Source organism: Aestuariivirga sp., from assembly GCF_047600585.1.
Lineage (GTDB): Bacteria > Pseudomonadota > Alphaproteobacteria > Rhizobiales > Aestuariivirgaceae > Aestuariivirga.
On the sequence record NZ_JASGKP010000001.1, the window covers coordinates 1479192 to 1501055 of the forward strand.

Annotated in this window: 20 protein-coding genes; 10 read left to right on the plus strand and 10 right to left on the minus strand. The window is 63.1% G+C overall.

Annotated elements, in window-relative coordinates; genetic code table 11:
• Nucleotides 1–42 precede the first annotated feature (42 nt).
• The 4 genes from QM801_RS07220 to QM801_RS07235 are packed head-to-tail and all read right to left on the minus strand — an operon-like array spanning nt 43 to nt 4017.
• Entirely contained in the window at nt 43–864 is an 822-nt protein-coding gene (locus QM801_RS07220) for an ABC transporter permease (RefSeq protein ID WP_415018530.1), read from the minus strand.
• Nucleotides 854–1768: an ABC transporter permease gene (locus tag QM801_RS07225; protein ID WP_415018531.1), complete on the minus strand. Its 915-nt coding sequence runs from the start codon at nt 1766–1768 to the stop codon at nt 854–856. Before QM801_RS07225 ends, QM801_RS07220 begins: the two co-directional genes overlap by 11 nt.
• Entirely contained in the window at nt 1765–2775 is a 1011-nt protein-coding gene (locus QM801_RS07230; protein ID WP_415018532.1) for an ABC transporter ATP-binding protein, read from the minus strand. The genes QM801_RS07225 and QM801_RS07230 overlap by 4 nt, the downstream gene beginning before the upstream one ends.
• A 60-nt stretch (nt 2776–2835) precedes the next feature.
• Nucleotides 2836–4017, minus strand: coding sequence for an ABC transporter substrate-binding protein (locus QM801_RS07235; RefSeq protein WP_415018533.1), 1182 nt, complete (start codon nt 4015–4017; stop codon nt 2836–2838).
• Between the two features lie 247 nt (nt 4018–4264).
• On the opposite strand from QM801_RS07235, the gene QM801_RS07240 reads away from it, so the two are divergent.
• The 7 genes from QM801_RS07240 (at nt 4265) to QM801_RS07270 (ending at nt 11361) form a co-directional block, all read left to right on the plus strand.
• Nucleotides 4265–5023, plus strand: a complete 759-nt coding sequence (locus QM801_RS07240; protein ID WP_415018534.1) for an ABC transporter ATP-binding protein — start codon at nt 4265–4267, stop codon at nt 5021–5023.
• Nucleotides 5024–5086: 63 nt separating this feature from the next.
• On the plus strand, nt 5087–5881 hold the full coding sequence (locus QM801_RS07245; protein ID WP_415018535.1) for a transporter substrate-binding domain-containing protein: 795 nt from the start codon (nt 5087–5089) through the stop codon (nt 5879–5881).
• A 59-nt stretch (nt 5882–5940) separates the two neighbouring features.
• Nucleotides 5941–6651 (plus strand): ABC transporter permease, encoded by a 711-nt coding sequence (locus QM801_RS07250; RefSeq protein ID WP_415018536.1) that lies wholly within the window; start codon nt 5941–5943, stop codon nt 6649–6651.
• A gap of 7 nt (nt 6652–6658) precedes the next feature.
• The gene (locus tag QM801_RS07255; protein WP_415018537.1) at nt 6659–7348 is read left to right on the plus strand and encodes an ABC transporter permease; all 690 of its coding nucleotides are present in this window, start codon (nt 6659–6661) and stop codon (nt 7346–7348) included.
• Entirely contained in the window at nt 7345–8508 is a 1164-nt protein-coding gene (locus tag QM801_RS07260; RefSeq protein ID WP_415018538.1) for a M20 aminoacylase family protein, read from the plus strand. The genes QM801_RS07255 and QM801_RS07260 overlap by 4 nt, the downstream gene beginning before the upstream one ends.
• A gap of 190 nt (nt 8509–8698) precedes the next feature.
• Nucleotides 8699–9451: a hypothetical protein gene (locus QM801_RS07265; protein ID WP_415018539.1), complete on the plus strand. Its 753-nt coding sequence runs from the start codon at nt 8699–8701 to the stop codon at nt 9449–9451.
• Nucleotides 9452–9651: 200 nt separating this feature from the next.
• Entirely contained in the window at nt 9652–11361 is a 1710-nt protein-coding gene (locus QM801_RS07270) for a methyl-accepting chemotaxis protein (RefSeq protein WP_415018540.1), read from the plus strand.
• 57 nt (nt 11362–11418) lie between these two features.
• Here QM801_RS07270 and QM801_RS07275 read toward each other — a convergent pair whose 3' ends face one another.
• From QM801_RS07275 to hisD, 6 genes are all read right to left on the minus strand, one after another.
• Nucleotides 11419–12255 carry an ABC transporter permease gene (locus QM801_RS07275; RefSeq protein ID WP_415018541.1) on the minus strand — a complete coding sequence of 279 codons (837 nt, stop codon included), beginning with the start codon at nt 12253–12255 and terminating at the stop codon, nt 11419–11421.
• Complete coding sequence (locus QM801_RS07280; protein ID WP_415018542.1) at nt 12252–13157, minus strand: ABC transporter permease; 906 nt, start codon at nt 13155–13157, stop codon at nt 12252–12254. The genes QM801_RS07275 and QM801_RS07280 overlap by 4 nt, the downstream gene beginning before the upstream one ends.
• A 5-nt stretch (nt 13158–13162) precedes the next feature.
• Nucleotides 13163–14272 carry an ABC transporter ATP-binding protein gene (locus QM801_RS07285; RefSeq protein WP_415018543.1) on the minus strand — a complete coding sequence of 370 codons (1110 nt, stop codon included), beginning with the start codon at nt 14270–14272 and terminating at the stop codon, nt 13163–13165.
• A 71-nt stretch (nt 14273–14343) separates the two neighbouring features.
• Complete coding sequence (locus QM801_RS07290) at nt 14344–15447, minus strand: ABC transporter substrate-binding protein (RefSeq protein WP_415018544.1); 1104 nt, start codon at nt 15445–15447, stop codon at nt 14344–14346.
• 25 nt (nt 15448–15472) lie between these two features.
• The gene (locus QM801_RS07295; protein ID WP_415018545.1) at nt 15473–17002 is read right to left on the minus strand and encodes an amidase; all 1530 of its coding nucleotides are present in this window, start codon (nt 17000–17002) and stop codon (nt 15473–15475) included.
• Nucleotides 17003–17021: 19 nt separating this feature from the next.
• On the minus strand, nt 17022–18341 hold the full coding sequence (hisD, locus tag QM801_RS07300; RefSeq protein WP_415018546.1) for a histidinol dehydrogenase: 1320 nt from the start codon (nt 18339–18341) through the stop codon (nt 17022–17024).
• A 115-nt stretch (nt 18342–18456) separates the two neighbouring features.
• On the opposite strand from hisD, the gene QM801_RS07305 reads away from it, so the two are divergent.
• From QM801_RS07305 to QM801_RS07315, 3 genes are all read left to right on the plus strand, one after another.
• Nucleotides 18457–19005: a cupin domain-containing protein gene (locus QM801_RS07305; RefSeq protein WP_415018547.1), complete on the plus strand. Its 549-nt coding sequence runs from the start codon at nt 18457–18459 to the stop codon at nt 19003–19005.
• 165 nt (nt 19006–19170) lie between these two features.
• Entirely contained in the window at nt 19171–21441 is a 2271-nt protein-coding gene (locus tag QM801_RS07310) for a propanediol/glycerol family dehydratase large subunit (RefSeq protein WP_415018548.1), read from the plus strand.
• Complete coding sequence (locus QM801_RS07315) at nt 21438–21857, plus strand: diol dehydratase small subunit (protein WP_415018549.1); 420 nt, start codon at nt 21438–21440, stop codon at nt 21855–21857. The genes QM801_RS07310 and QM801_RS07315 overlap by 4 nt, the downstream gene beginning before the upstream one ends.
• Nucleotides 21858–21864 lie beyond the last annotated feature (7 nt).

Below are 21864 nucleotides of genomic sequence, written 5' to 3' on the forward strand. Positions count from 1 at the left end.
GGTGCAAGGCAGGGCCGGTCCCGAAACGCGGGGCCGGCCTTTCTATTTGCCGGTGCCGCCTGTGTGCTCGCCGTCCCGCGTGAGGTAGTAGGCGAAGACGATGGGGATCAGCGTGACCGCCATGACGAAGATGGCGACCACATTGGTGACGGGGCGCTGCCGCGGGCGGATCAGCTCGTCGAGCATCCAGATGGGCAGCGTCTTCGAGGCCACGCCGGTGCCGGCCGTGAAGGTGGTGACGATCACCTCATCGAAGGAGAGCGCAAACGCGAGCATGCCGCCCGCCAGCAGGGCCGAGCCGATCTGCGGAAGGATGACGTGGCGGAAGGTCTGGAAGCCATCGGCGCCCAGGTCCATGGAGGCCTCCACCATCGAGCCGGAAATGCGGCGGAAGCGCGCCACAGCATTGTTGTAGACCACGACGATGCAGAAGGTGGCGTGGCCGAGCACGATGGTCCAGGTCGAGAAGGGCAGACCCATGATGTCGAAGGCCGAGCGCAGCGCGATGCCGGTGATGATGCCGGGCAGCGCAATCGGCAGGATGAAGAGCAGCGAGATGGAATCCTTGCCGAAGAAACGCGCCCGCGACAGGCCCGCCGCGGCCAGCGTGCCGAAGACAAGCGCAATCGCCGTCGCCACCAGCGCCACCTTGAGCGAGAGATAGAGCGGGTTCCATATGTCGGGGCGATCGTTCCAGGCGACCGAAAGCCAATGCAGCGTGTAGCCCGGGGGCGGGAACTGGAAGCTCTTTTCCTCCGTGGTGAAGGCATAGAGCACGATCAGCATCAGCGGGATGTGCAAGAAGAGCAGCCCGCCGATGGCGGCGAGCGTGAGCGGGAAACCGGCGCGCTGTTCAGAGTGCATCGAAAGCCCCCATGCGCCGCGCAATGACGAGATAGAGGCCCATGATCACGATGGGCACGACGGTGAAGGCGGCAGCAAGCGGAATGTCACCCGCCGTGCCCTGCAGGGCATAGACGGTTGAACCGATGAAAGGCCGCGAATTGCCGATGATCTGCGGGATGATGTAGTCACCGAGAGTGAGCGAGAAGGTGAAGATCGAGCCTGCGATGATGCCGGGAAGCCCGAGCGGCAGGATCACGGTGCGGAAGGTCTGGCGCGGTGAAGCGCCCAGATCGGCCGAGGCTTCGATGAAGGTGTTGGGCACGCGTTCAAGCGCCGCCTGCGTCGGCAGGATCATGTAGGGAAGCCAGATGTAGACGAAGACGATGAAGGTGCCGATGTAGCTGATGGAGAGCGAGGGGCCGCCAACGGTTGGCAGCGAAAGAATGGCATCCAGCAGCCAGCCGAGCGCAAGCTTGTTGGCGACCCAGGTGACGATCCCCTCCTTGGCGAGGATCAGCTTCCAGGCATAGACCTTGACGAGATAGCTCGACCACAGGGGCATCATCACGGCGAGATAGAAGAGCGCCTTCTTCCAGCCGCGGGCATAGCGGGCGGCATAATAGGCGATCGGGAAGGCGAGGATAGCAGAGGCCAGCGTGACGGCCGCCGCCATCAGCACCGTGCGCAAGAGGATGGCGAAATTCGAGGATTCGAACAGGTGCCCATATGTGGCGAGGGTGAACTCGTGAACGACGAGGCCCGAGAATTCGTCGAGCGAATAGAAGCTCTGCAGGAGCAGCGCAAAGAGCGAGCCCAGGTAGACGATGCCGATCCACAAGAGCGGCGGCAGCAGGAAGAGGAGGGTGAGAAGCCCCGGCCTGCGGAAGAAGAAATCCCCGCTTGATCGCGTCGCGGCGGTCATGCGTCCTCCATCGGGACGGCGGAACTGCGGGCCCAGGCCAAGGTGAGCGTGTCGCCTTCGGCCACGGCGGCGTCGCGCGCCGGGATGGCGGCGGCGATGCGGTTGCCCTCGGAGGTGATGACGATGCGGGTGACGGCCCCCTGATAGCTGACTGAGGTGACGAGACCTGTGGCGCTCGTCCACTCGCTGGTGAGCTGCTCCTTGGGCTGGAGGAGGCGGATTTTTTCGGGGCGCAGGCTCGCCCATGTCTTGCCGCCGCCATGGCGGGCGGTGAAATCGGGCGTCAGCACGTTGGCCGAGCCGACGAAGTCCGCCACGAAACGCGAGCGTGGGCGTTCGTAGACATCGGACGGGGCGCCCGCCTGCACGATCTTGCCCTCGTTGAAGATGGCGACGCGGTTCGCCATGGAGAGGGCTTCGCCCTGGTCGTGGGTGACGAAGATGAAGGTGATGCCCAGCTGCTTCTGGAGCGCCTTCAGCTCTTCCTGCATCTGCTCGCGGAGCTTGAGGTCGAGCGCGCCGAGCGGTTCGTCCAGCAGGAGGACACGCGGCTGGTTGACGAGGGCGCGGGCGAGTGCCACGCGCTGCCGCTGGCCGCCCGAAAGCTGGGAGGGCCGGCGGGCCTGGAAGCCGTCAAGCTTCACCATCTTCAGCGCCTCGCTGGCCTTGGCCTCGCGTTCTGCGCGGCCAATGCCCTTGATCATCAGGCCGTAGGCCACGTTCTCGCCCACCGTCATGTGGGGAAAGAGGGCATAGTCCTGGAACACCGTGTTGACGTTGCGGCGATAGGGTGGAACGCCTTCTGCCGTGGTTCCGAAGATCTCGATGTGGCCTGCGGTGGGCTGTTCAAATCCGGCGATGAGCCTGAGGCAGGTGGTCTTGCCGGAGCCCGAGGGGCCCAGCATGGCGAAGAATTCGCCCTCGGCGATATCGAGCGAGACATCATCGACGGCGCGCACCGTGCCGAAGTGGCGCGACACGTGTTGGAAGCGGACGGCGTTCTGCATGTTCAAATCCGAAAAAGGAGCCCCGGCTGGCGGCCGGGGCTCCCGTGTCCGGTCAGCCTGTTACTGGCCCATGACCTTGCGGTATTCCTTGTCCCACTGGGAATAGGGAACACAGTTGCCTTCCGCTTCGCACTTCGAGGTCGGCGTACGCCAGAACCAGATCTTGTCGAAGTTGTCGAAGCCGTTGGTGGCGCAGCCCGTGTCGGTCAGGAGCATGTTGCCCTTGCACGCCGCCGGAACCGCCGGCACCGAACCGAACCAGGCCGCGAGGTCGCCCTGCAGCTTGGCCGAGATCGAGTGGTTCATCCACATGTAGGCACAGTTGGGATGAGCCGCTTCGGCATGCATCATGGTGGTGTCCGCCCAGCCGGTCGCACCTTCCTCAGGCACGGTGGAGGCGATCGGGGTCTTCTCCATCACCGCCTTGTCGGCCTGCAGCAGGTTTACCTGGAAGGGCCAGGACGAAGAGGCGACGACGCCTTCGTTCTTGAAGTCGTCGATCTGCACCATGGCGTCATGCCAGTAGCGGCCGACGAGCTGGCGCTGCTTGGAGAGAAGCTCCATCACCGCCGCGAACTGGTCTTTGTTCAGCTCGTAGGGGTTCTTGATGCCGAGGCCGGGGTTCTTCTTCATCAGATAGAGCGCGGCATCGGCCACATAGATCGGGCCATCGAAAGCCTGGACGCGGCCCTTGTTGGACTTGCCATCGGGCAGGTTCTGCTCCTCGAAGACCACCGACCAGCTCTTGGGGGCCTCCGGGAAGACCTTGGCATTGTAGGCCAGCACGTTCGGTCCCCACTGGTAGGGCACGCCATAGTGCACGCCATCGACCGTGTGCCACGGGGCATCCTTCAGACGGTCGTCGACGCTTGCCCAATCCTTGATCAGGGCGGTGTTGATGGGCTGAACCTTCTTGCCGGCAACGAGGCGCAGCGACGCGTCACCCGACGCGGTGACGAGGTCGAAGCCGCCCTGGTTCATGAGGGTGACCATTTCGTCGGAGGTGGCTGCCGTCTTCACGTTGACCTTGCAGCCTGTTTCTTTCTCAAAGCTCGTCACCCAGTCGAAGTTCTTGTCGGTTTCGCCACGTTCGATGTAGCCGGGCCAGGCCACGATATCGACTTGGCCTTCACCCTTGCCGATCTCCTTGAGTGCCTCTTGGGCCATGACCGCACCCGACAGCGCCGAAGTGACCGCGGCTGCTGTCAGGACCGATACACAGGCCTTGAGCATTGATTTCATGATGTTCTCCCTTGCAACGTTTTTGGGGGCCAGTTTGATCTGCCCGGTTCATCCGCAGGGGGCCGCCCCAGAAATTGGCCCAGGCCCTGCGTGTTCAATGGGCAGCGCAGGCACGATAACCTGAGTTTGACCGGGAGGTAAAGAACCCCTAAGGTCAACGGACAAAGCGGGCCGGAAGAGCCCGCACGGACACGTGTACGGGGCGAAACGAGTGGACTCATCCGCAGCGCAAAGCAGCACTGGAAATATGGCTGTCGTCGTTGACGACCTGCACAAGTCATTCGGCCCGCTCGAGGTCCTGAAAGGCGTCTCACTCCATGCCCGGCAGGGTGATGTGGTCTCAATGATCGGGGCATCCGGGTCCGGCAAGAGCACCTTCCTGCGCTGCATCAACTTCCTTGAAATGCCGACCCGCGGCCGCATTGTCGTGACCGGCGAAGAGGTGGCGCTGAAGCCCGGCAAGGACGGCGACCTCCACCCTTCCGACAAACGCCAGCTGGAACGGGTGCGCACCCGCCTCGGCATGGTGTTCCAGAGCTTCAATCTGTGGCAGCACATGACCGTGCTGCAGAACGTGATGGAAGCGCCCGTGCATGTGCTGAAGGTGCCGAAGGCGGAGGCCAAGGAGCGGGCCGAGGCCCTGCTGCAGAAGGTCGGCCTCTATGAGAAGCGTGACCAGTATCCGGCCTTCCTGTCCGGCGGCCAGCAGCAGCGCGCTGCCATCGCCCGGGCGCTCGCCATGGAGCCCAAGGTCATGCTCTTCGACGAACCCACCTCGGCGCTCGATCCGGAACTCGTGGGTGAAGTGCTGAAGGTGATCCGCGGCCTTGCCGATGAAGGCCGCACCATGATCCTCGTCACCCACGAAATGAAGTTCGCCCGCGATGTTTCCTCCCACGTCATCTACCTGCACAAGGGCGTGATCGAGGAGGAGGGTCCGCCGAAGCAAGTTTTCAGTTCGCCCAAGAGCGAACGCTGCAAGCAATTCGTCTCGGGAATCCACTGAGGTTTTCCGCAAACGGAGCAAGAAGTGCCGGCCTCCGGCACAGTTGAAACAGGGAGTACAAGAATGAAGATCAAGAACCTTTTGCTGGCCGCCACCGCGGCACTGATGCTGGGTGCAGCCGGTGCCACAAGCGCCAAGGCCGACCTCGTGTTCGCCACCGACGCTGCGCCCTATCCGCCCTTCACCTCGCAGAACGCGGCTGGTGAGTGGGAAGGCTGGGAGTATGACATCCTGCAGGCGCTCTGCGCCGAGATGAACGAGAAGTGCACGCTGATCCCGATCGCCTGGGACGGCATCATTCCGGCTCTCCTCGAAAAGAAGATGGACGGCATCTTCGGCTCCATGTCGATCACGCCGGAGCGCCAGAAGCAGATCAACTTCTCCGACATGTACTACAACTCGGCCTCGGTGATCATCGGACCGAAGGGCGGCGATCACAACATCTCGCCGGAAGCCCTGAAGGGCAAGACGATCGGCGCGCAGGCCTCGACCACCCACGCCAACTACGTGGAAAAGTATTTCGTTCCGGCCGGTGCGATCTCCAAGACCTACAAGGGTCAGGATGAAGCCAACGCCGACCTCGCCGCCGGCCGCCTCGACCTCGTGCAGGCCGATGGTGTGACGCTGGGCTCCTTCCTCGCCAGCGCCGATGGCGCATGCTGCGAAGTCTACGGTGCTGTTCCGGTTGACGTGGAAGTGCTGGGCCCTGGCGTGGGCGTGGGCTTGCGCAAGGAAGACACCGCTCTCCGCGACAAGATCAACGCGGCCATCAAGTCGCTCGCCAACAAGGGCGTGTTCGAGGAGATGACCAAGAAGTACAAGCTTGACGGGCTGCTCACGCTGCCGCCCAAGGGCTGATACGCATCCGACGGCCGCCTCCCTGAAAAGAGGCGGCCTTTTTCTTCTCCGGGCAGGCGATGTTTCCAACGGTTCTTGAATTCGGCCGCAACGGCTTTGGCGACGAGTTGGCAAGAGGTGCCCTCTCGACGCTCATCATCGCAGCCTCGTCCTTCATCATCGGTCTGGTGCTGGGGCAGTTTGGTGCTGCGGCCAAGCTCTATGGCGGGCCGTTCTCGCGCTTCATCGCGAACATCTACACGACCGTCATCCGCGCAGTGCCGGAACTGGTCCTCATTCTTCTTCTTTTCTTCGCCGGCACCAAGGGCATCAGCGCGCTCGGTGAGGCGATCGGTTATGGCCCCGTGGACATCAACGGTACCCTGGCCGCCATCCTCGTGCTGGGCTTCGTGCAGGGCGCCTATTCCACCGAGGTGATCCGCGGCGCCATCCAGGCCGTGCCCAACGGGCAGGTGGAGGCGGCGCGGGCCTTCGGCATGTCGGGCTCGCAGGTGTTCTTCCGGGTGATCCTGCCCGCCATGCTGCCCAACGCGATTCCGGGCCTAGCCAATCTCTGGCTCATCGTCATCAAGGACACCGCCCTGATCACCGTGACCGGGGCTTCAGCCGAACTCGCCCAGATGACCAAGAATGCCGCCGGCTTCACCAAGCGGTATTTCCTGTTCTACTTCGTCTCGGGCTGCATCTATCTCGCGATGACACTGGTTTCGAACTACTTCCTGCAGAAGCTCGAGGCCTACGTCCGCCGCGGTCAACCGAAGCTGGCGTGAGGCAAAGATGGATTGGAGCTGGCTTCCCAAATACCTTCCGATGCTGATCCAGGGCGTCAGCATCACCATCCAGTTGCTCATCACCTCCATGGTACTGGGGCTTCTGTTGGCGATCCCCATCGGCCTCGTACAGGTGACGGGCCCCAAATGGCTCGCGGCCATCGCGCGCGGCTATTGCACGGTGATGCGCGGAACGCCGCTGCTCATCCAGCTTTACCTGTTCTATTACGGCATCGGCAGCATCCTCGCGACCGTGCCTGAACTTCGCCAGAGCTTCCTCTGGCCCATCCTGCGCGAGGGTTACTTCTATGCCGTGCTGGCTTTTGCCCTGAACGAGGCGGGCTACGCCGGCGAAATCATGCGCGGCGCCTTCCTCTCGGTTCCGAAGGGTGAGTTGGAGGCTGCGCGCTCCTTTGGCATGTCACCCTGGCTGGTGCTGCGGCGCGTTTGGCTGCCACGGGCGATCCGCAACGTGCTGCCGACACTGGGTGGCGAGACCATCCTCACGCTCAAGTCCACACCACTTGCCGCCCTTGTGACCGTGGTCGATCTTTTCGGCGCTGCTGACCGGGTGCGCCAGGAAACCTATATCATCTATCCGCCGTTACTTCTGGTGATGGCTGTTTACATGATCCTCACCTTCATCATCACCCGCATCTTCGCCGCGGTTGAAAAGCGAATTCCGGTGCGCCGATGATCGAGCAGATCGTTGCCGAATTCGAACCTCAACTGATCGATATCCGGCGTGACCTCCACGCCAACCCCGAACTCCAGTTCGAGGAGCACCGCACCTCGGCCATCGTGGCGCAGATCCTTCAGGAACTGGGCTTCGAGGTGACCACCGGCATCGCCGTCACGGGAGTGATCGGAACGCTCCGCAACGGTTCGGACGAGCGCGCCATCGCCATCCGCGCCGACATGGACGCGCTGCCGATCAACGAGACGACGGGCGTTCCTTACGCTTCCTGCCGCCCCGGCGTGATGCATGCCTGCGGCCACGACGGCCACACCACCATGCTGCTGGGGCTGGCCTTCTACCTTTCGGCCAACCGCAATTTCGACGGTACCGTCCACCTGATCTTCCAGCCGGCGGAAGAGGACATCAGCGGCGCGCTCCGCATGGTGGAGGAGGGGATCTTCGACCGATTCCCCGTGGATGCGGTATTCGGCCTGCACAACATGCCGGGCTATCCCGTGGGGCAGGTGCTGGTGAGGCCGGGGGCCATCACGGCTGCCGTCGATATCGTCAGTGCAAGGATCATCGGCGTGGCGGGGCACGGTGCTTTGCCGCATCAGGCGGTTGATCCCGTTGTTGCGGCGTCCTCCGCCGTGATGGCGCTGCAAACGGCGGTGGCGCGGAATGCCGACCCCCTCGAACCGACGGTCGTCACGGTTGGCGCCATCAACGGTGGCGTCATGGCCACGGCCATTCCCGAGGAAGTGTCTCTCAAGATCGGTGTGCGGACGACCAGCGAGGCCTCGCGAGCCCTCATGGAGAAGCGTATCCCCGAAATCTTGCAGCAGCAGGCGGCGTCCTTCGGGTGCCGGGCGGAGGTCGTGTACGGCGAGGGCTACCGTTATCCCGTGGGCGTGAACAATCCGCAGGTTGCAAGCCTCGTCCGCGATATTGCCGTGAACATGGGCCAGGACCCGCGTGTCGTGGACCTGCCGGGGCCGATCATGTTTTCCGAGGACTTCGCCTATTTCCTGCAGCAGGTGCCGGGCTGCTACTTCGGTTTCGGCAGCGGCGACATCAAGAGCCTGCATGACCCGGGCTACGACTTCAACGACGCGGCCCTTGTGCCCGGCGTCGCCTTCTGGGCGCGGATCGTCGAAGCGGCCTTGCCGGCCCAGTAACGGAAAGCCTTCCGTATCAATGAGATGGAAAGTTGGCGGGGTTTGCCCGCCGACGGTCTTGGGCGTGCGCATCCGCAGGCGGGATGAACTTCCTCTTAATAAAATCTTAGAGCAACTCAAATAGATAGCGAGAGTTACAAGTATTTACCGGGTGCGTTTGCGAATTATTGATTGCTCTGGAGGGGCGGGAATGGGCGCGAGTGATGAGCTCTTCGGATTCCGGAAGACACGGCTTGAAACCGGTCTCCGCCCGTCCACATCCACGTCGCCCCTCGAGCGCACGGAGAGCAAGCTGGCCGCCGCCCGCCAGAACGGCCAACGCCTGCGTGACGAGATGCGGAACCAGAGCATCAATCCGAGGCTCGGCGAACAGGCGCTGATGCAGCTTCGCGAACTTCTTGTGGGGCCTGCCCAGCGCGAGGCGGAAGAGCGCTTCACCCAGCTACTCGACATTCTGGAGCAGCATGACAGCGCCAACCGCGGCCGCATGCAGTCCCTCGAGTCAGGGCTGCAGGACCTGTCCGAAGAGGCCAAGGTGCTGCGCGAGGACTATGAAGCCCTCGGCCAGCGCATCGAGCGCGTGTTGCAGCTTGCCGAGCACGAGAAGCACGCGGTGCAGAGCCAGTTCAGCGAAGCAGCGCGCATGCTCCAGGAAGAGTTCGAATCCAAGGTCTATGCCCTGTCGAAGACCGTGCAGGACACGCTCCGCCGCGCCGACGCCGAAGCGGAACGCGCCATCAACGCCCTTGTGAAGGACGTGCACGTGATGCGGAAGGAAACCCACGAACTGCTGCACAAGGCTGAGACCACGTCGATGGCGGCGCTCGAACAGCGGATTTCCAAGTGGCGGGCCGAGGTCGAGCAATCGCGCGCTGAAGACCTCGAAAGCGTGGCGAATTCTCTTGTCGGCATCGGTGAGAAGCTGCTGTCCGGTCGGCGCTGACATTCTGTCATAAGCCTGCACCCCCAAGTTGTTGTGCGATCTTCAATCCTCAAACAAGGTTGAAGACATTCTCTGATTTCGCGCGATTTTTAGCGACTGTGCCTGCAAGGTCGGCACAGGGTTTTACTGCAATTTTTTCGCGCAATCGCTGTGCGGCAGCAACTTGCATGGCATCTCTGGAACCCTGTGGAGTGAAAGTGATGAAGCTTTCCGACCTTTCGGTTTTGAGCAAGATCCTCCTGTGCATCGGCATGCTGGGCGTCGTGACGCTGGGCACGCTGGGCTACACGTCCTGGGCCATGGCCGACATCGATGCCGGCTACATGGACATGATCGACAACGAGGCGCTTGCCGTCGAAGACAACCTCGAAGCCGAAATCCAGATCGCGCGCTTCTCGGGCGCACTTCTGGGGTTGGCGGCGGCCAGCGACCCGAAGGAACTGACCGAGCTCTCGAACGAGCTGATCACTCAATCCGAGAAGTTTCTTGAGAAGCTCGAGGATGCGAAGAGTCACGAGGAGAGCCTCGCCGACCGTTTCAGCGCGATGGAAGAGAGCTTCAGGAAAACCAAGGAGCGCCTCGCTGACCTGAAGGGGGCGGTTGCGACCGGACAGGACAGCGAGACCACACGGCTGGCCGTTGAGATGCGTGGCAAGCTTGAAAGCATCGCGACCGAACTTGAAAAGATTTCCGCCAAGTTCCGCGCCGACATGGAGGCCCGCGTCAAGGCCGAACAGGCGGAAACCGACAGCACCATTCTCCACAGCTTCATTCTCGTGATCGCCTCGCTGGCCGCCATTACCGGACTGGCCACTGTGATCGCCAACAGCGGCATCAGCGGTCCCATCGGGCGGATCGTGCAGGTGATGATCCGCCTCGCCAACAAGGAGCGCATCGATCACATTCCGGGTACCGAGCGCAAGGACGAGATCGGCGAGATGGCCCGCACGCTCGTCGTCCTGCGCACGGCCGAGCAGGACGCGATTGATGGCGAGCGCAAGCTTGTCAGCAACTCGATCGGCCACGCCCTGCACAAGCTTGCCAGCAAGGACCTGACCTATCGGCTGAGTGACAATCTTCCCGAGGCCTATGAGGACCTGCGCCGGAACTTCAACGAGAGCGCTGCGGCGCTGGAAGCGGTTCTCCAACATGTCTCGATGAGTTCAACCGACATTGACAGCAACACCCGCGAAATCTCCATCGCCTCGAACGATCTGGCGCGGCGCACCGAGTCCCAGGCCGCGGGACTTGAGGAAACGGCAGCGGCGGTGGCCGAGATCACCAACAAGGTGAACGAGACGGCGAGCGGCGCGCAGCAGGCGCGCGACAGCGTTGCCCAGGCCACGGCAGAGGCCACCCGCGTGGGTGAGGTCATGAAGAGCGCCATGGAGAAGATGAGCGCCATTGAAGCCTCGTCGAAACAGATCCGCCAGATCACCAGCGTGATCGACGAGATCGCCTTCCAGACCAACCTGCTGGCCCTCAACGCCGGTGTGGAGGCGGCGCGGGCCGGCGACATGGGCAAGGGCTTTGCCGTGGTGGCCTCCGAGGTCCGCGCGCTTGCCTATCGCTCTGCCGATGCGGCGAAGGAAATCGGTGTGCTGATCGCCAACTCCACCCAGCAGATCAGCGAGGGCGTGGAACTGGTGGGCACCGCCGACGCCTCGATCGGCGGAGTGCTGTCACGCGTAGCGGAGATCAATGACCTCATCGCCTCGATCGCCGAGCGGGCGAACGATCAGGCCATGGGTCTGAAGGAGATCAATGTGGCCGTGGTGCAGATGGATCAGACCACCCAGCAGAACGCCGCCATGGTGGAGCAGGCGACCGCCGCCACGATCAATCTTGCCACCCAGTCGAGCGACCTGAACAAGCTGATCGGCCAGTTCAACACCCGCCGCGCTGCGTGAGGGTTACCCAGCAGCTCGCGTTGTCATAAGGCGTGGGGTTGGCCGACCGGCGTCAGGTCAGCCCATGAGCCCGCCCAGGGATTTCCCCTTTCCACCCCGGGACAGGAGAAGAGCGGCAAGGCCGATCCCGACGAAGCTGAGGATCAGGGTCATGACCGCCAGCGCTGCGACATCGCCTTTGAGACCTGCCTTCATGGAGGACAGAATGTAGATCGGGAACGTCGACGTTCCCGGCCTCTGCACGAAGAGCGAAATGATCACGTCATCGAATGAAAAGGTGAAGGACAGCAGCAGACCGGCGAAAACCGCCGGGAACATGATCGGCAAGGTGATGTCGAGGAAGCTGCGCCAGGGCCTTGCCCCGAGGTCTGCCGCCGCCTGTTCCAGCGTTTCGCCCATGCCTTCGGCGCGCGCCTTGACGACCAGTGCTACGACAGCGGTGTTGAACAGGGAATGGCCGATGGACAGGCGGGCAAGGCCATTGAAGAGACCGATGCGGTCCAGCCAGATCATCTGGCCAATGGCCGAGACGAGTTCCGGAATGCAGAGTATGACGAAGATGAGTGCGAGATAGGGCCCCGTCCACGCGCCCTTCCGGCGGGCAAGCGCGATGCCTGCGAAAACCCCCAGCAGCACGGCAATCACCGCATTGGCGAGCGCTGTCTGCAACGAGACCCACAGCGCGCCGATGGCGCGGCTGTTCCCGAGCGCTTCCGCATACCAGTGGGCCGACCACTCGGTCCACACGTAGAGATTGCGGCCGCCATTGAAGCTGTAGATCACGATCACGAAGATCGGCAGGAACAGAAAGAGGAACATCAGCGCCGTCCACACCAGAAGGGCGGTGCGTGCAAAGTCGCGTGGCTGGCGGTTGGCGGGAACGGGGTTGGTCATAGGGCAGGCCCCGCGATTTTGCGCACAATGGCGCGCAGCAGCCACAGGCTCCCGCCCACCACGGCGACGACGAGTGTGAGCAGCGCAATCAGCATGACCGCCATGGCCGCGCCCAGCGGCAGGTTCTGCGAGGCGAGAATCTGCGTTGCCACCAGATTGCCGACCATGAGACCCTTGGTGCCGCCCAGGATCGTGGGCACCACATAGTCGCCGGCTGCAAGAATGAAGGTCAGCAGCATTCCCCCGAACAGGCCCGGTGCTGCCAATGGAAGCGTGACGAAGCAGAAGGTGCGTATGGGGCCGGCGCCCAAATCCATGCTCGCTTTCACGAGCGAGCCGTCGATCTTTTCCAGCGCGACATAAATCGGCAGGATCATGACAGGCATGTAGTTGTAGATGATGCCGAGCTGGACTGCCGCATTCGTATCGAGCACGAGCAGGGGGCCATTGTTCAGACCGGTGAATTTGAGGATGTGCGCCAGCGTGCCGTCCGGCGCCAGGATGATGCGCCAGGCAAAGGTGCGGAGCAGGAAACTGGTCCAGTAGGGAAGAATGAGCAGGAAGACGAGAAGCGACCGCCAGCGCTGCGGCACATGGAAGGCCAGCGCATAGGCGACAGGGAAGCCGAGCAAGGCGCAGAGGATGGTTCCCAGTCCGGCCGTCCGCATGGTGATGCGGAAGACGCGGAAGAAGATTTCATCGAGAGCCGCGCCATAGTTGGCGAGCGACAATTGCGAGAGATCGACAGCGCCGGTGGCGTCGGCCGCGGGCTTCGCCCCGAAGCTGTAGACCACGATCCAGGCCAGCGGGATGACGAAGAAGACTGTCCACCAGGCGAGAGCCGGCCACGCCATCATCCAGTTGGGCAGCACCTGGCGGCGCATGCGAAGAGGTGGCGCCATTGCGCTCATGCAGGCCCCGCTCCAGTGCGGTTGCCTTGCAGGTCCTCGTAAGGATAGAGCGTGAAGAATTCCGGCTCCCAATGGGCCCAGACTTCGGTGTCCGGGGCAAATTGCCGGGCTCCGCGGCGCGGCACGCGGGCCATGAAATGGGTGCCACCCGGCAGCGAGAGTACGAACTCCAGCGTATCGCCGAGCATGACGCTGGCATCGACACGTGCCTTGAGACGGTTGGGAGACGCCACCGGCTCACGATCCGACAGCAGGATGTTCTCGGGCCGGACGGCGCCGAGGACACGGGCATTGCGTGCGGGTTCGCCCGCGATCCGCGCGGCCATGAACGTCGTTCCCGCATCACTCGTCATGGCCTGTGTCGCCTCGCGGCGCTGCCCGGGAATGAAGTTCTGCGTGCCGATGAAGCCTGCGACGAAAGCGGTGGCCGGAGCATCGTACAGTTCCGTGGGTCCGCCCAGTTGTTCGATCTTGCCGTGGCGCATGACGGCGATCTGGTCTGACATGGCAAGCGCTTCCTCCTGGTCGTGGGTGACGAACACGAAGGTGAGGCCAAGCTGGCGCTGCAGGAGTTTGAGTTCAACCTGCATCTGTTGGCGCAGCTTGCGGTCAAGGGCGCCGAGAGGCTCGTCGAGCAGGAGCACCGACGGGCGCTTGACCAACGACCGGGCGAGCGCGACCCGCTGCTGCTGTCCGCCCGAAAGCTGGTTGGGGCGGCGCTCGGCAAAAGCCAGCATCTCCACCATCTCGAGCGCCTCGCGCACGCGCTTGCGCCGCTCGTCGCCGGGTACGCCATCCTGCCTGAGGCCATAGGCCACGTTCTCCGCCACGCTCATGTGCGGAAAGAGGGCGTAGTTCTGGAAGACAGTGTTCACGTCGCGGGAATAGGGCGGCAGCATGGTGACGTCCTTCCCGCCGATCCTCACCGTTCCGTAGTCAGGGAATTCGAAACCGCTAATCATGCGGAGAATGGTGGACTTGCCCGCCCCGGATGAGCCCAGCAGGGAAACGAAGGATCCCTTTGCAATGCGCAGCGTCACATCATCGACGGCCTTGAACCCGCCGTAGATCTTGCTCACCCGCTCCACTTCAACGTCAGCCGCCATGTCTGTCCCATATCAGAAAGAGGAGCGCACCGGACCTCGCGGCCCGGTGCGGTTGGCCATGCCGTGCAGCGTTACTGTGCCGCTGCCGCCTTGAACTTCGTCAGGATGGCAACGCGGCGGTCGTAGGTTTCGTTGCGCTCGGTCCTTTCACCGCGCTTGATCGCGTCGGCCGGCGGGAAGATCAGCGGATCCGCTGCCACCTTGGGATCGAGATGGGCCTCGATCCCCGCAACGGGCGAGAGGAAGCCCGTGTACGTCGTCTCCTTCGCCGCAACGGCAGGATCGAGTACATAGTTGATCCAGGAATGGGCCGCCTTCAGGCTCTTGGCGCCCGCAGGAATATGGTAGCTGTCGAGCCAGAGCTCCGACTTGGGCTCCGGATAGACGAAGACGAGGTTCTCGTTCTTCGAAGAGTCGATGGCCTGACGGGCATTGCCGTTCCAGCACTGGGCCAGAATGACGGAACCGGAGGCCACATCCTGCACCGGATAGGAGTTGAAGGTCTTGATGTGCTTAGCAAGCGTTTCCACCATGGCCTCCGCATCCTTCAGGGCCGCCTCGTCCGTGGTGTTCCAGGACAGGCCTTTCGACCAGAAGATGGGAGCGATCGAGAGTGCATCATCGAGCAGCGAGGTGCGGCCGCTACCCTCGTTCTGCACCGCTTCAAGGAAGTCGCCCCACGTCTTCATCGGACGGGTGATGACGCTCTTGTCGTAGATGAAGCCCTGCGAGCCGGTGCTCTTCGGAATGGTATAGGCGTTCTCCGGGTCGAAACCGGGGTGGGCAAACTCGGGGCGGATGTTGCCGATGTTGGGGATCAGGGATTTGTCCAGCTTCTGGATAAGCTGCTTGTCGATGAGCAGCTTGATCATGAAGTCGGTGTTCATGCCGAGGTCATAGCCGCTGTTGCCCTGGGCAAGCTGCAGCTTGGAATACATTTCATCGTTGCTGGCATAGCTGTCGTAGACGAGCTTGCTGCTGTTCTGGGTTTCCCAGTCCTTGATGTCGTCGGGACCGATGTAGTCGGCCCACCCCATCATGCTCAGTTGCGGCTCCACGCCCTCGGCGTGGGCCTTGTGCCAGGGGGCCACGACGCCAAGTGCGGCGAGCGAAGTGGCGGTGTGGAGGAACCTGCGGCGCGTGATGCCGGTCAGGGGACGTGTGTAATGGCTCATGTGCTTTCTCCCTATGTTGTCCAATTCAAGTTCGCGCCACGGAATTGGACTTCCAGTCGCCAAGCATTTCGAAACCGGCGGCAGCGCGCAATAGGTTTTGTTCGTCATGGTGCCGTGCGACGAGCATCAGGCCGACGGGCAGGCCGCCGACAAGGCCGCAAGGCACGGAAATGGCCGGATGGCCGCTGGCATCAAAGGGGGCCGTGTTGCCCTCCATGTCGAGACCGCGGCTCACCCGTTCGGCGAACCCGGCATTCTCCAGGGGAAGCAGCGTGGCCGGAAATGGCGTGGTCGGCATGGCCAGCACATCGAAACGGCTGAGGGCCTCGTCATAGGCCGCCCGCAGGGGCCGTCTCAGATTCTGCGCCTTCCCGTAATAGGTTCCGGGTCTGTGCGCCGAGAGGAAGGCCTCAAACAGCAAGGCGAATTTTCCGATGTCGGGCAGCTTGTCGGGCTCTGCCCGCCATGCACTTGCCCAGGCTGCGGCCATCGCCTCTGGATGGTGACCATTCTGGCCGAAGCCGACCAAATTCTGTCCGAACAGGAAACGGGCGGACCCTTCGAGCACGACTGCGGCTGCAATGTCGTAGCCGTCCCGGTGCCAGGGAATTGAAACCTCCGCGACCTCGGCCCCCGCCCGTTCCATGAACTTAAGCGCCGCGCGAACCACGTGATCCGTTGCGGGATCGCTTTCGGGGCGCCCAAATCCCTCTTGGACAACACCGATCCGCATGCCCTTCAGCGGCAGGTTGAGGGCAGCGAGGTAGTCCACGGGAATGCCGCTCTGGCGCTGGCGCGGGTCAAGCCCGTCAGGCCCTGCGATGACGGAGAGCAGCAACGCCACGTCTGCCACTGTTTTTCCCATCGGTCCCAAGTGATCGAGCGTCGGTTCGATCGGGAAAGCGCCGGTGTATGGAACGAGGCCGTGCGTGGGCTTGAGGCCCACGACCCCGCACCAGCTTGCCGGGGTTCTCACCGAGCCACCCTGATCGCCACCCACGCACATCGTGAGATCGCCGGCAGCGATTGCCGCGGCATTGCCGCTCGATGAGCCGCCGGCAGACCGGGCAGGGTCATGGGGATTGCGCACGGGTTGCGGTCTGCTCGTGTGGCTGCCGCCGGAGAAGCAAAGATCCTCGCAGGTGGTCTTTCCCGCAATGATCCCGCCGGCATCGAGAATGCGGGTCACCACGGTGGCATCTTCATCCGGTTCAAACCCGGCCAGCAGGTCGCTGCCGTTCCGCATCGGCATGCCCGCCACGCAGATATTGTCCTTGATGCCCACGCGTATGCCGGAAAGCGGTCCTTTGGACGCACCGGTGATCTCGCATCGCCAGGCCCAGGCATTGTGCGGATTTCGGGAAGGGTCGGGGGCTTCACCCCGCTCCCGCGGATATTTCACGGGGAGCCGGGGCGCGGCAAGCTGCTCGATGCGGTCGTAGGCGGGCGCAAGCCCTTCACAGAGCGCGGCGAGGTCACGCAGTTCGGCATCCTTCAGTGCGAGACCACTGCTGCTGGCGAGCCGCCGAAGGTCCTCGACCGTGGGAATCTTCATGCGCGGTGCGTCCACATCATCATCGCTTTGGCGTGTCTCCGGTGTAGGCCCTGATCACGCTGTCCCGGTCGAGGCGGAGCGCCGCGGCGCGGCGGTGGCCTTCCATGCCTTCGCTTGTGCTCTGCCGGATTGCCGGGGGTGCCACGGCCTTCACACCCATGTCGTCAAGCCACTGATGGGTGGCGACCTTGAGATAGGACCCGACCCAGAGACCGCCCGTGTAGCGGCCCGCGCCCATGGTGGGCAGCGTATGATTGGTTCCGGAACACTTGTCGGAATACACCACGCTCGAGCGCGTGCCGATGAAGAGCGAACCATAGTTGCTCAGCTTCTCTCCGGTCGCATGCGGATCGCGGGTGTGCACCTGCAGGTGTTCCGCCGCCACGTGATCGGAATATCGGATCATCGCGGCCTCGTCCTTGCAGAGCGCGATCTGGCCGAAGACCCGCCATGCGGGCGCGGCCACCTGTGCGGTGGGCAGGTGCTCGAGGAACTTGAGGATGACCGCGGCCGTTTCCTTTGCCAGCTTCTCGCTCGTGGTGATGAGGCCGACGCGGGTCCGCACGTCATGCTCGGCCTGGGCGAGAAGATCGGCGGCGATCATCTCGGCGTCTCCGGTCTCGTCGGCCACAACGAAGATTTCGCTCGGTCCTGCGAGCTGGTCGATGCCGACGGGGCCGAAGACCTGGCGTTTGGCCTCGTTGACGAAGGCATTGCCGGGGCCAAAGATCTTGTGAACGGCGGGAACGGATTCCGTGCCGAAGGCCATGGCGGCAATGGCCTGGGCACCGCCGACGCGGAAGATGCGCTGCGCCCCCGAGAGCACGCAGCCCGCGATCATGGCCTGATGCGCCGTGGGTGGCAGGCAGGCGATGATCTCCTTGCAGCCCGCAACTGTTGCCGGGACCAGCGTCATGATCGGCGCTGATAGCAATGGATAGCGGCCGCCCGGCACGTAGGAACCCACCTTGCTGATCGGGATGATGCGGTGCCCGAGGTGGACCCCGGGGAGGGTTTCGATATCGAGCGGCAGCATCGTCCGCTTTTGCGCTTCGGCGAAGTTCCGCACCTGTGCGATTGCGAACTCCGTGTCCCGGCGGGTCTGCGGGTCGAGTGCGGCGACGGCCTTGTCCTGATCCGCCTTGCTGACCTCGATGGCGTCGACCTCGATGTTGTCGAAGGTCTTGCTGTAGTCGCGGAGAGCCGCGTCTCCCCGCGCCTTCACGTTGGCGAGAACGTCGCGCACCGTGGCCTCGATGGCGGAGAGGTTCGTTTCCGCTCCCGGCTCCGGCGCCTTGATGAAGCTGACCTGGCCTTCAAATCCCGCTGGTTCCTGCATGGCAATCCCGTTCAAACAGAGGAAGGAACATCCGGCAAAGAAGCGGAGGTGACAATTGCCATTGCGCGCTTTGTCTATAATACTAGACAGAGATCAAAGCAGGGAGAAGTGGACCATGTCGCGGGTGGGAGCAAAGCTCAGGGAACTTCGCCGCCGCCGCAACCTCGCGGTGCGCGAACTGGCGGTGAGGTCGGGTGTTTCGCACTCCACCATCTCGCTCATCGAGCGCGACATGATCAGTCCGAGCGTGGACACACTGACCGCGATCGTTGATGCGCTCGGCGGCACGCTCACGGCCTTCTTCTCGGGCATCGAACCCGAGGCGGATGTCTCGCCCTTCTATCCGGCCGAGGAGGCTCCGGAAATCGGAAATCCGCAGACAATTTCCTACAAGGTCATCGGCATGAATCAGTCCAACAGGCAGCTACTCATGCTCCGGGAAACCTATGCCCCCGGCGCCGATACGGGCGAAGTCTTCTCCCATGCCGCCCACGAGGCGGGGGTGGTGATCAGCGGCGCGGTGGAAGTGTTCGTGGGCAATCACCGGCGCGTGCTGCGTGCGGGCGACGGTTACTACTTCGACAGCCGCAAGCCGCACCGCTTCCGCAACGTGGACAAGGGCCCGAGCGAGATCCTGAGCGCCGTCACTCCGCCCACCTACTAGGGCATCGGCTGGACAGGATAATGAACGTCATGTCTGGCGGCCAGATCTCACCGGTCTGCATCCTGGTGTTGTGCAGTGAAGCGCATGGAGTGACGCGGTCTTGCCTCGCTCAACACAATTCAAGGACGTTGCCAGAGCCCTCCATCCGCAATACGCTCACGCATCATGGTTGATACCCCGAACCGCTGGAAGCGCTTCTCGGACTGGGACGCCCGGCCTCTTCGTCTCGACAAGTTTGCGGCGGAAGATCCGGCCCATGGCTTTGCGGCGTTTTCCTCGCCTGCTGATCCGAAGCCGGGTCTCGGGCTGCAAGGCGGCAAGGTGATCAGCCTCGACGGGGTGATGTCGCATGACTTCGACATGATCGACCGCTTCATCGCCGCCTATCACATCGACCCGCAGGTTGCGCCCGAAGCCATGGCGCTGGACTCGGCCGAAGTCGCCCGCATGCTGGTGGACATGCACGTTCCGCGTGAAGAGCTCGTGCGTCTCGCTCACGGCATGACACCCGCCAAGCTCGCTGACGTGGTGTCACGCCTCAATGCGCTGGAGATCGCCTTCGCCTATTCGAAGATGCGGGCGCGAAAGACGCCCGGCAACCAGGCGCATGTGACCAATGCCAAGGATGATCCCCTGCAGCTTGCTGCAGATGCGGCAACGGCGGTCGCGCTGGGGTTCGACGAAGTTGAAACCACCATGCGTGTGGCGCGCAATGCCTGGTCCAATGCCGTGGCGTGTGCGGTGGGCGCCTCCGTCGGGCGCTGGGGCACGCTGTTCCAGTGTTCCAGCGAGGAGGCGGAAGAATTGCAGATCGGCATGGCGGGCTTCACCTCCTACGCCGAAACCGTATCAGTCTACGGCACCGAGAAAACCTTCGTCGACGGTGACGACACGCCCTGGTCGAAGGCCTTTCTTGCGGCAGCCTATGCGTCGCGCGGGATCAAGATGCGCTGCACCTCGGGGGCCGGTTCCGAACTCCTGATGGGGTTTCATGAGTCGAAGTCACTTCTCTATCTCGAGGCGCGCTGTCTCTGCCTGCAGCGTGGCATGGGCGTGCAGGGTACGCAGAATGGCGGTATCGATGGTGCACCGGTCACGGCGACAGTGCCGGGCGGCATGCGCGAACTCATGGCAGAGAACCTGCTGGCCGTGTGGCTCGATCTCGAATGCGCATCAGGCAACGATGCGCGGGCGACGGAATCGGAGATCCGTGTCGGCGCCAAGATCATGCCCTATCTGATTGCGGGATCCGATCTCATCTGTTCGGGCTTCGGCTCCATCCTGAAATACGACAACTCGTTCAATCCGTCGCTTCTCAATGGCGAGGAACTGGAAGACTACCTAGTGCTGCAGCGTGACTTCGAGGCCGATGGCGGCCTCACGCCGGTGGGCGAAGGGCGCGCACTGGATGTGCGCCAGCGCGGCGTCGATGCGCTCGCCGCCGTTTACGAGGAGTTGGGACTTGCCACGGCCACACCTGCCATGAAGGCGAGCGTGGTGCTGGCCTCCGGTTCGGACGAGACTGAGAGCTACATGCCGCGTGACGTCGCCATGATCAGCGAACAGATCAAGGCGCGCGGCATCACCGTCATCGATGTGATCAAGGCGCTGGCCGCGCGCGGCTTCCGCGATGAAGCTGAGAACCTGCTGAATGTGGTCAAGCTCCGCCTGTCGGGAGACTATCTGCAGACGTCGGCCATGGTGCGGGCAGGGCGGGTCGTATCCGCCGTCAACGATCCCAATGATTATGCGGGGCCGGGATCGGGATATCGCCTCTCGGAAGAGCGCCGGCGTGAGGTGATCGGCATTCGCGACGTGCTCGACCAGAAGGAAGTGCTGCGCAGCGAGTCCCAGCACCAGAAGGACGAAGCCCGCGCCATTTCCTATCTTGAGCGCGGCGAAGCGCAGGGCAGTGTTGACCGCCGGGATGTGGTGATCGGTATTTCGCCCGCCTTCGGCATCAAGCTCTTCCAAACCACGGGCGGCCATCGCCTGTCGGACGTGTTGTCGTTGATGATCGGCGCCATCCGGGCACGGGGACTCACGCCCCGCATCGTGCGGTTCCGCCACACGGCGGACACGTCGTTCCTCGGCCTTTCGGCTGCGCGGCTTGCAGGCTCCGGCATCGGCATCGGCCTTCAGGCGAAGGGCACGGCGGTGATCCACCAGAAGGATCGCCTGCCGCATCACAATCTCGAGCTTTTCTCGAACGCACCCATTACGCAGCTGGAACACTACCGCGGACTTGCCGCCAATGCCGCGGCCTATGCGCTGGGTGAAATGCCGGAACCTGTCGTGGTGCCCACCCGGGGCGAGGCCATGGGTTCGCGCTATCATGCCCGGGTGGCGATGATCTACGCGATCGAAACCGAAATGACGTCGGAAGGGGCATCTCCCGTGGAGATCGAGGTGCAGTTGAAAGGGGCTACGGCATGACCTTTTCGGTCAAGGACTATCCCATTGCGGAAAACCATCCTGACAAGGTGAAGGGTGCACGCGGCAAGAGCTTGCGCGACATCACCCTCGACAGTTTATTAAAGGGCGAGGTGACGATCGAGGATCTGCGGATCACGCCGCAGGCGCTTGCCGCACAGGCCGAAGTGGCGCGCGCTGCAGGGCGGCCGCGCCTCGCCGACAACTTTCTCCGCGCAGCCGATCTTGTTGCGGTGCCCCAGGACGTCGTGATGCAGGCCTATGAATTGCTCCGCCCCGGGCGGGCGAAATCTAAGGACGATCTTCTCGCCATGGCAGACCATCTGCTCACGCATCATGGTGCAGAACGGATTGCCCACTTCATCCGTGAAGCCGCCGATGTCTACGAGGCGCGCGGATTGTTCACTAAGCGCTTTTGAGGTTTGC

Bases quoted from the DNA above. Each gene is read 5' to 3' on its own strand.
- QM801_RS07240 (WP_415018534.1), top strand. From the start codon at position 4,265: ATGGCTGTCGTCGTTGACGACCTGCACAAGTCATTCGGCCCGCTCGAG.
- hisD (WP_415018546.1), bottom strand. From the start codon at position 18,341: ATGCAGGAACCAGCGGGATTTGAAGGCCAGGTCAGCTTCATCAAGGCG.
- QM801_RS07275 (WP_415018541.1), bottom strand. From the start codon at position 12,255: ATGACCAACCCCGTTCCCGCCAACCGCCAGCCACGCGACTTTGCACGC.
- QM801_RS07315 (WP_415018549.1), top strand. From the start codon at position 21,438: ATGACCTTTTCGGTCAAGGACTATCCCATTGCGGAAAACCATCCTGAC.
- QM801_RS07295 (WP_415018545.1), bottom strand. From the start codon at position 17,002: ATGAAGATTCCCACGGTCGAGGACCTTCGGCGGCTCGCCAGCAGCAGT.
- QM801_RS07225 (WP_415018531.1), bottom strand. From the start codon at position 1,768: ATGACCGCCGCGACGCGATCAAGCGGGGATTTCTTCTTCCGCAGGCCG.
- QM801_RS07230 (WP_415018532.1), bottom strand. From the start codon at position 2,775: ATGCAGAACGCCGTCCGCTTCCAACACGTGTCGCGCCACTTCGGCACG.
- QM801_RS07245 (WP_415018535.1), top strand. From the start codon at position 5,087: ATGAAGATCAAGAACCTTTTGCTGGCCGCCACCGCGGCACTGATGCTG.
- QM801_RS07260 (WP_415018538.1), top strand. From the start codon at position 7,345: ATGATCGAGCAGATCGTTGCCGAATTCGAACCTCAACTGATCGATATC.
- QM801_RS07285 (WP_415018543.1), bottom strand. From the start codon at position 14,272: ATGGCGGCTGACGTTGAAGTGGAGCGGGTGAGCAAGATCTACGGCGGG.
- QM801_RS07270 (WP_415018540.1), top strand. From the start codon at position 9,652: ATGAAGCTTTCCGACCTTTCGGTTTTGAGCAAGATCCTCCTGTGCATC.
- QM801_RS07235 (WP_415018533.1), bottom strand. From the start codon at position 4,017: ATGAAATCAATGCTCAAGGCCTGTGTATCGGTCCTGACAGCAGCCGCG.
- QM801_RS07290 (WP_415018544.1), bottom strand. From the start codon at position 15,447: ATGAGCCATTACACACGTCCCCTGACCGGCATCACGCGCCGCAGGTTC.
- QM801_RS07250 (WP_415018536.1), top strand. From the start codon at position 5,941: ATGTTTCCAACGGTTCTTGAATTCGGCCGCAACGGCTTTGGCGACGAG.
- QM801_RS07255 (WP_415018537.1), top strand. From the start codon at position 6,659: ATGGATTGGAGCTGGCTTCCCAAATACCTTCCGATGCTGATCCAGGGC.
- QM801_RS07310 (WP_415018548.1), top strand. From the start codon at position 19,171: ATGGTTGATACCCCGAACCGCTGGAAGCGCTTCTCGGACTGGGACGCC.
- QM801_RS07265 (WP_415018539.1), top strand. From the start codon at position 8,699: ATGGGCGCGAGTGATGAGCTCTTCGGATTCCGGAAGACACGGCTTGAA.
- QM801_RS07280 (WP_415018542.1), bottom strand. From the start codon at position 13,157: ATGGCGCCACCTCTTCGCATGCGCCGCCAGGTGCTGCCCAACTGGATG.
- QM801_RS07305 (WP_415018547.1), top strand. From the start codon at position 18,457: ATGTCGCGGGTGGGAGCAAAGCTCAGGGAACTTCGCCGCCGCCGCAAC.
- QM801_RS07220 (WP_415018530.1), bottom strand. From the start codon at position 864: ATGCACTCTGAACAGCGCGCCGGTTTCCCGCTCACGCTCGCCGCCATC.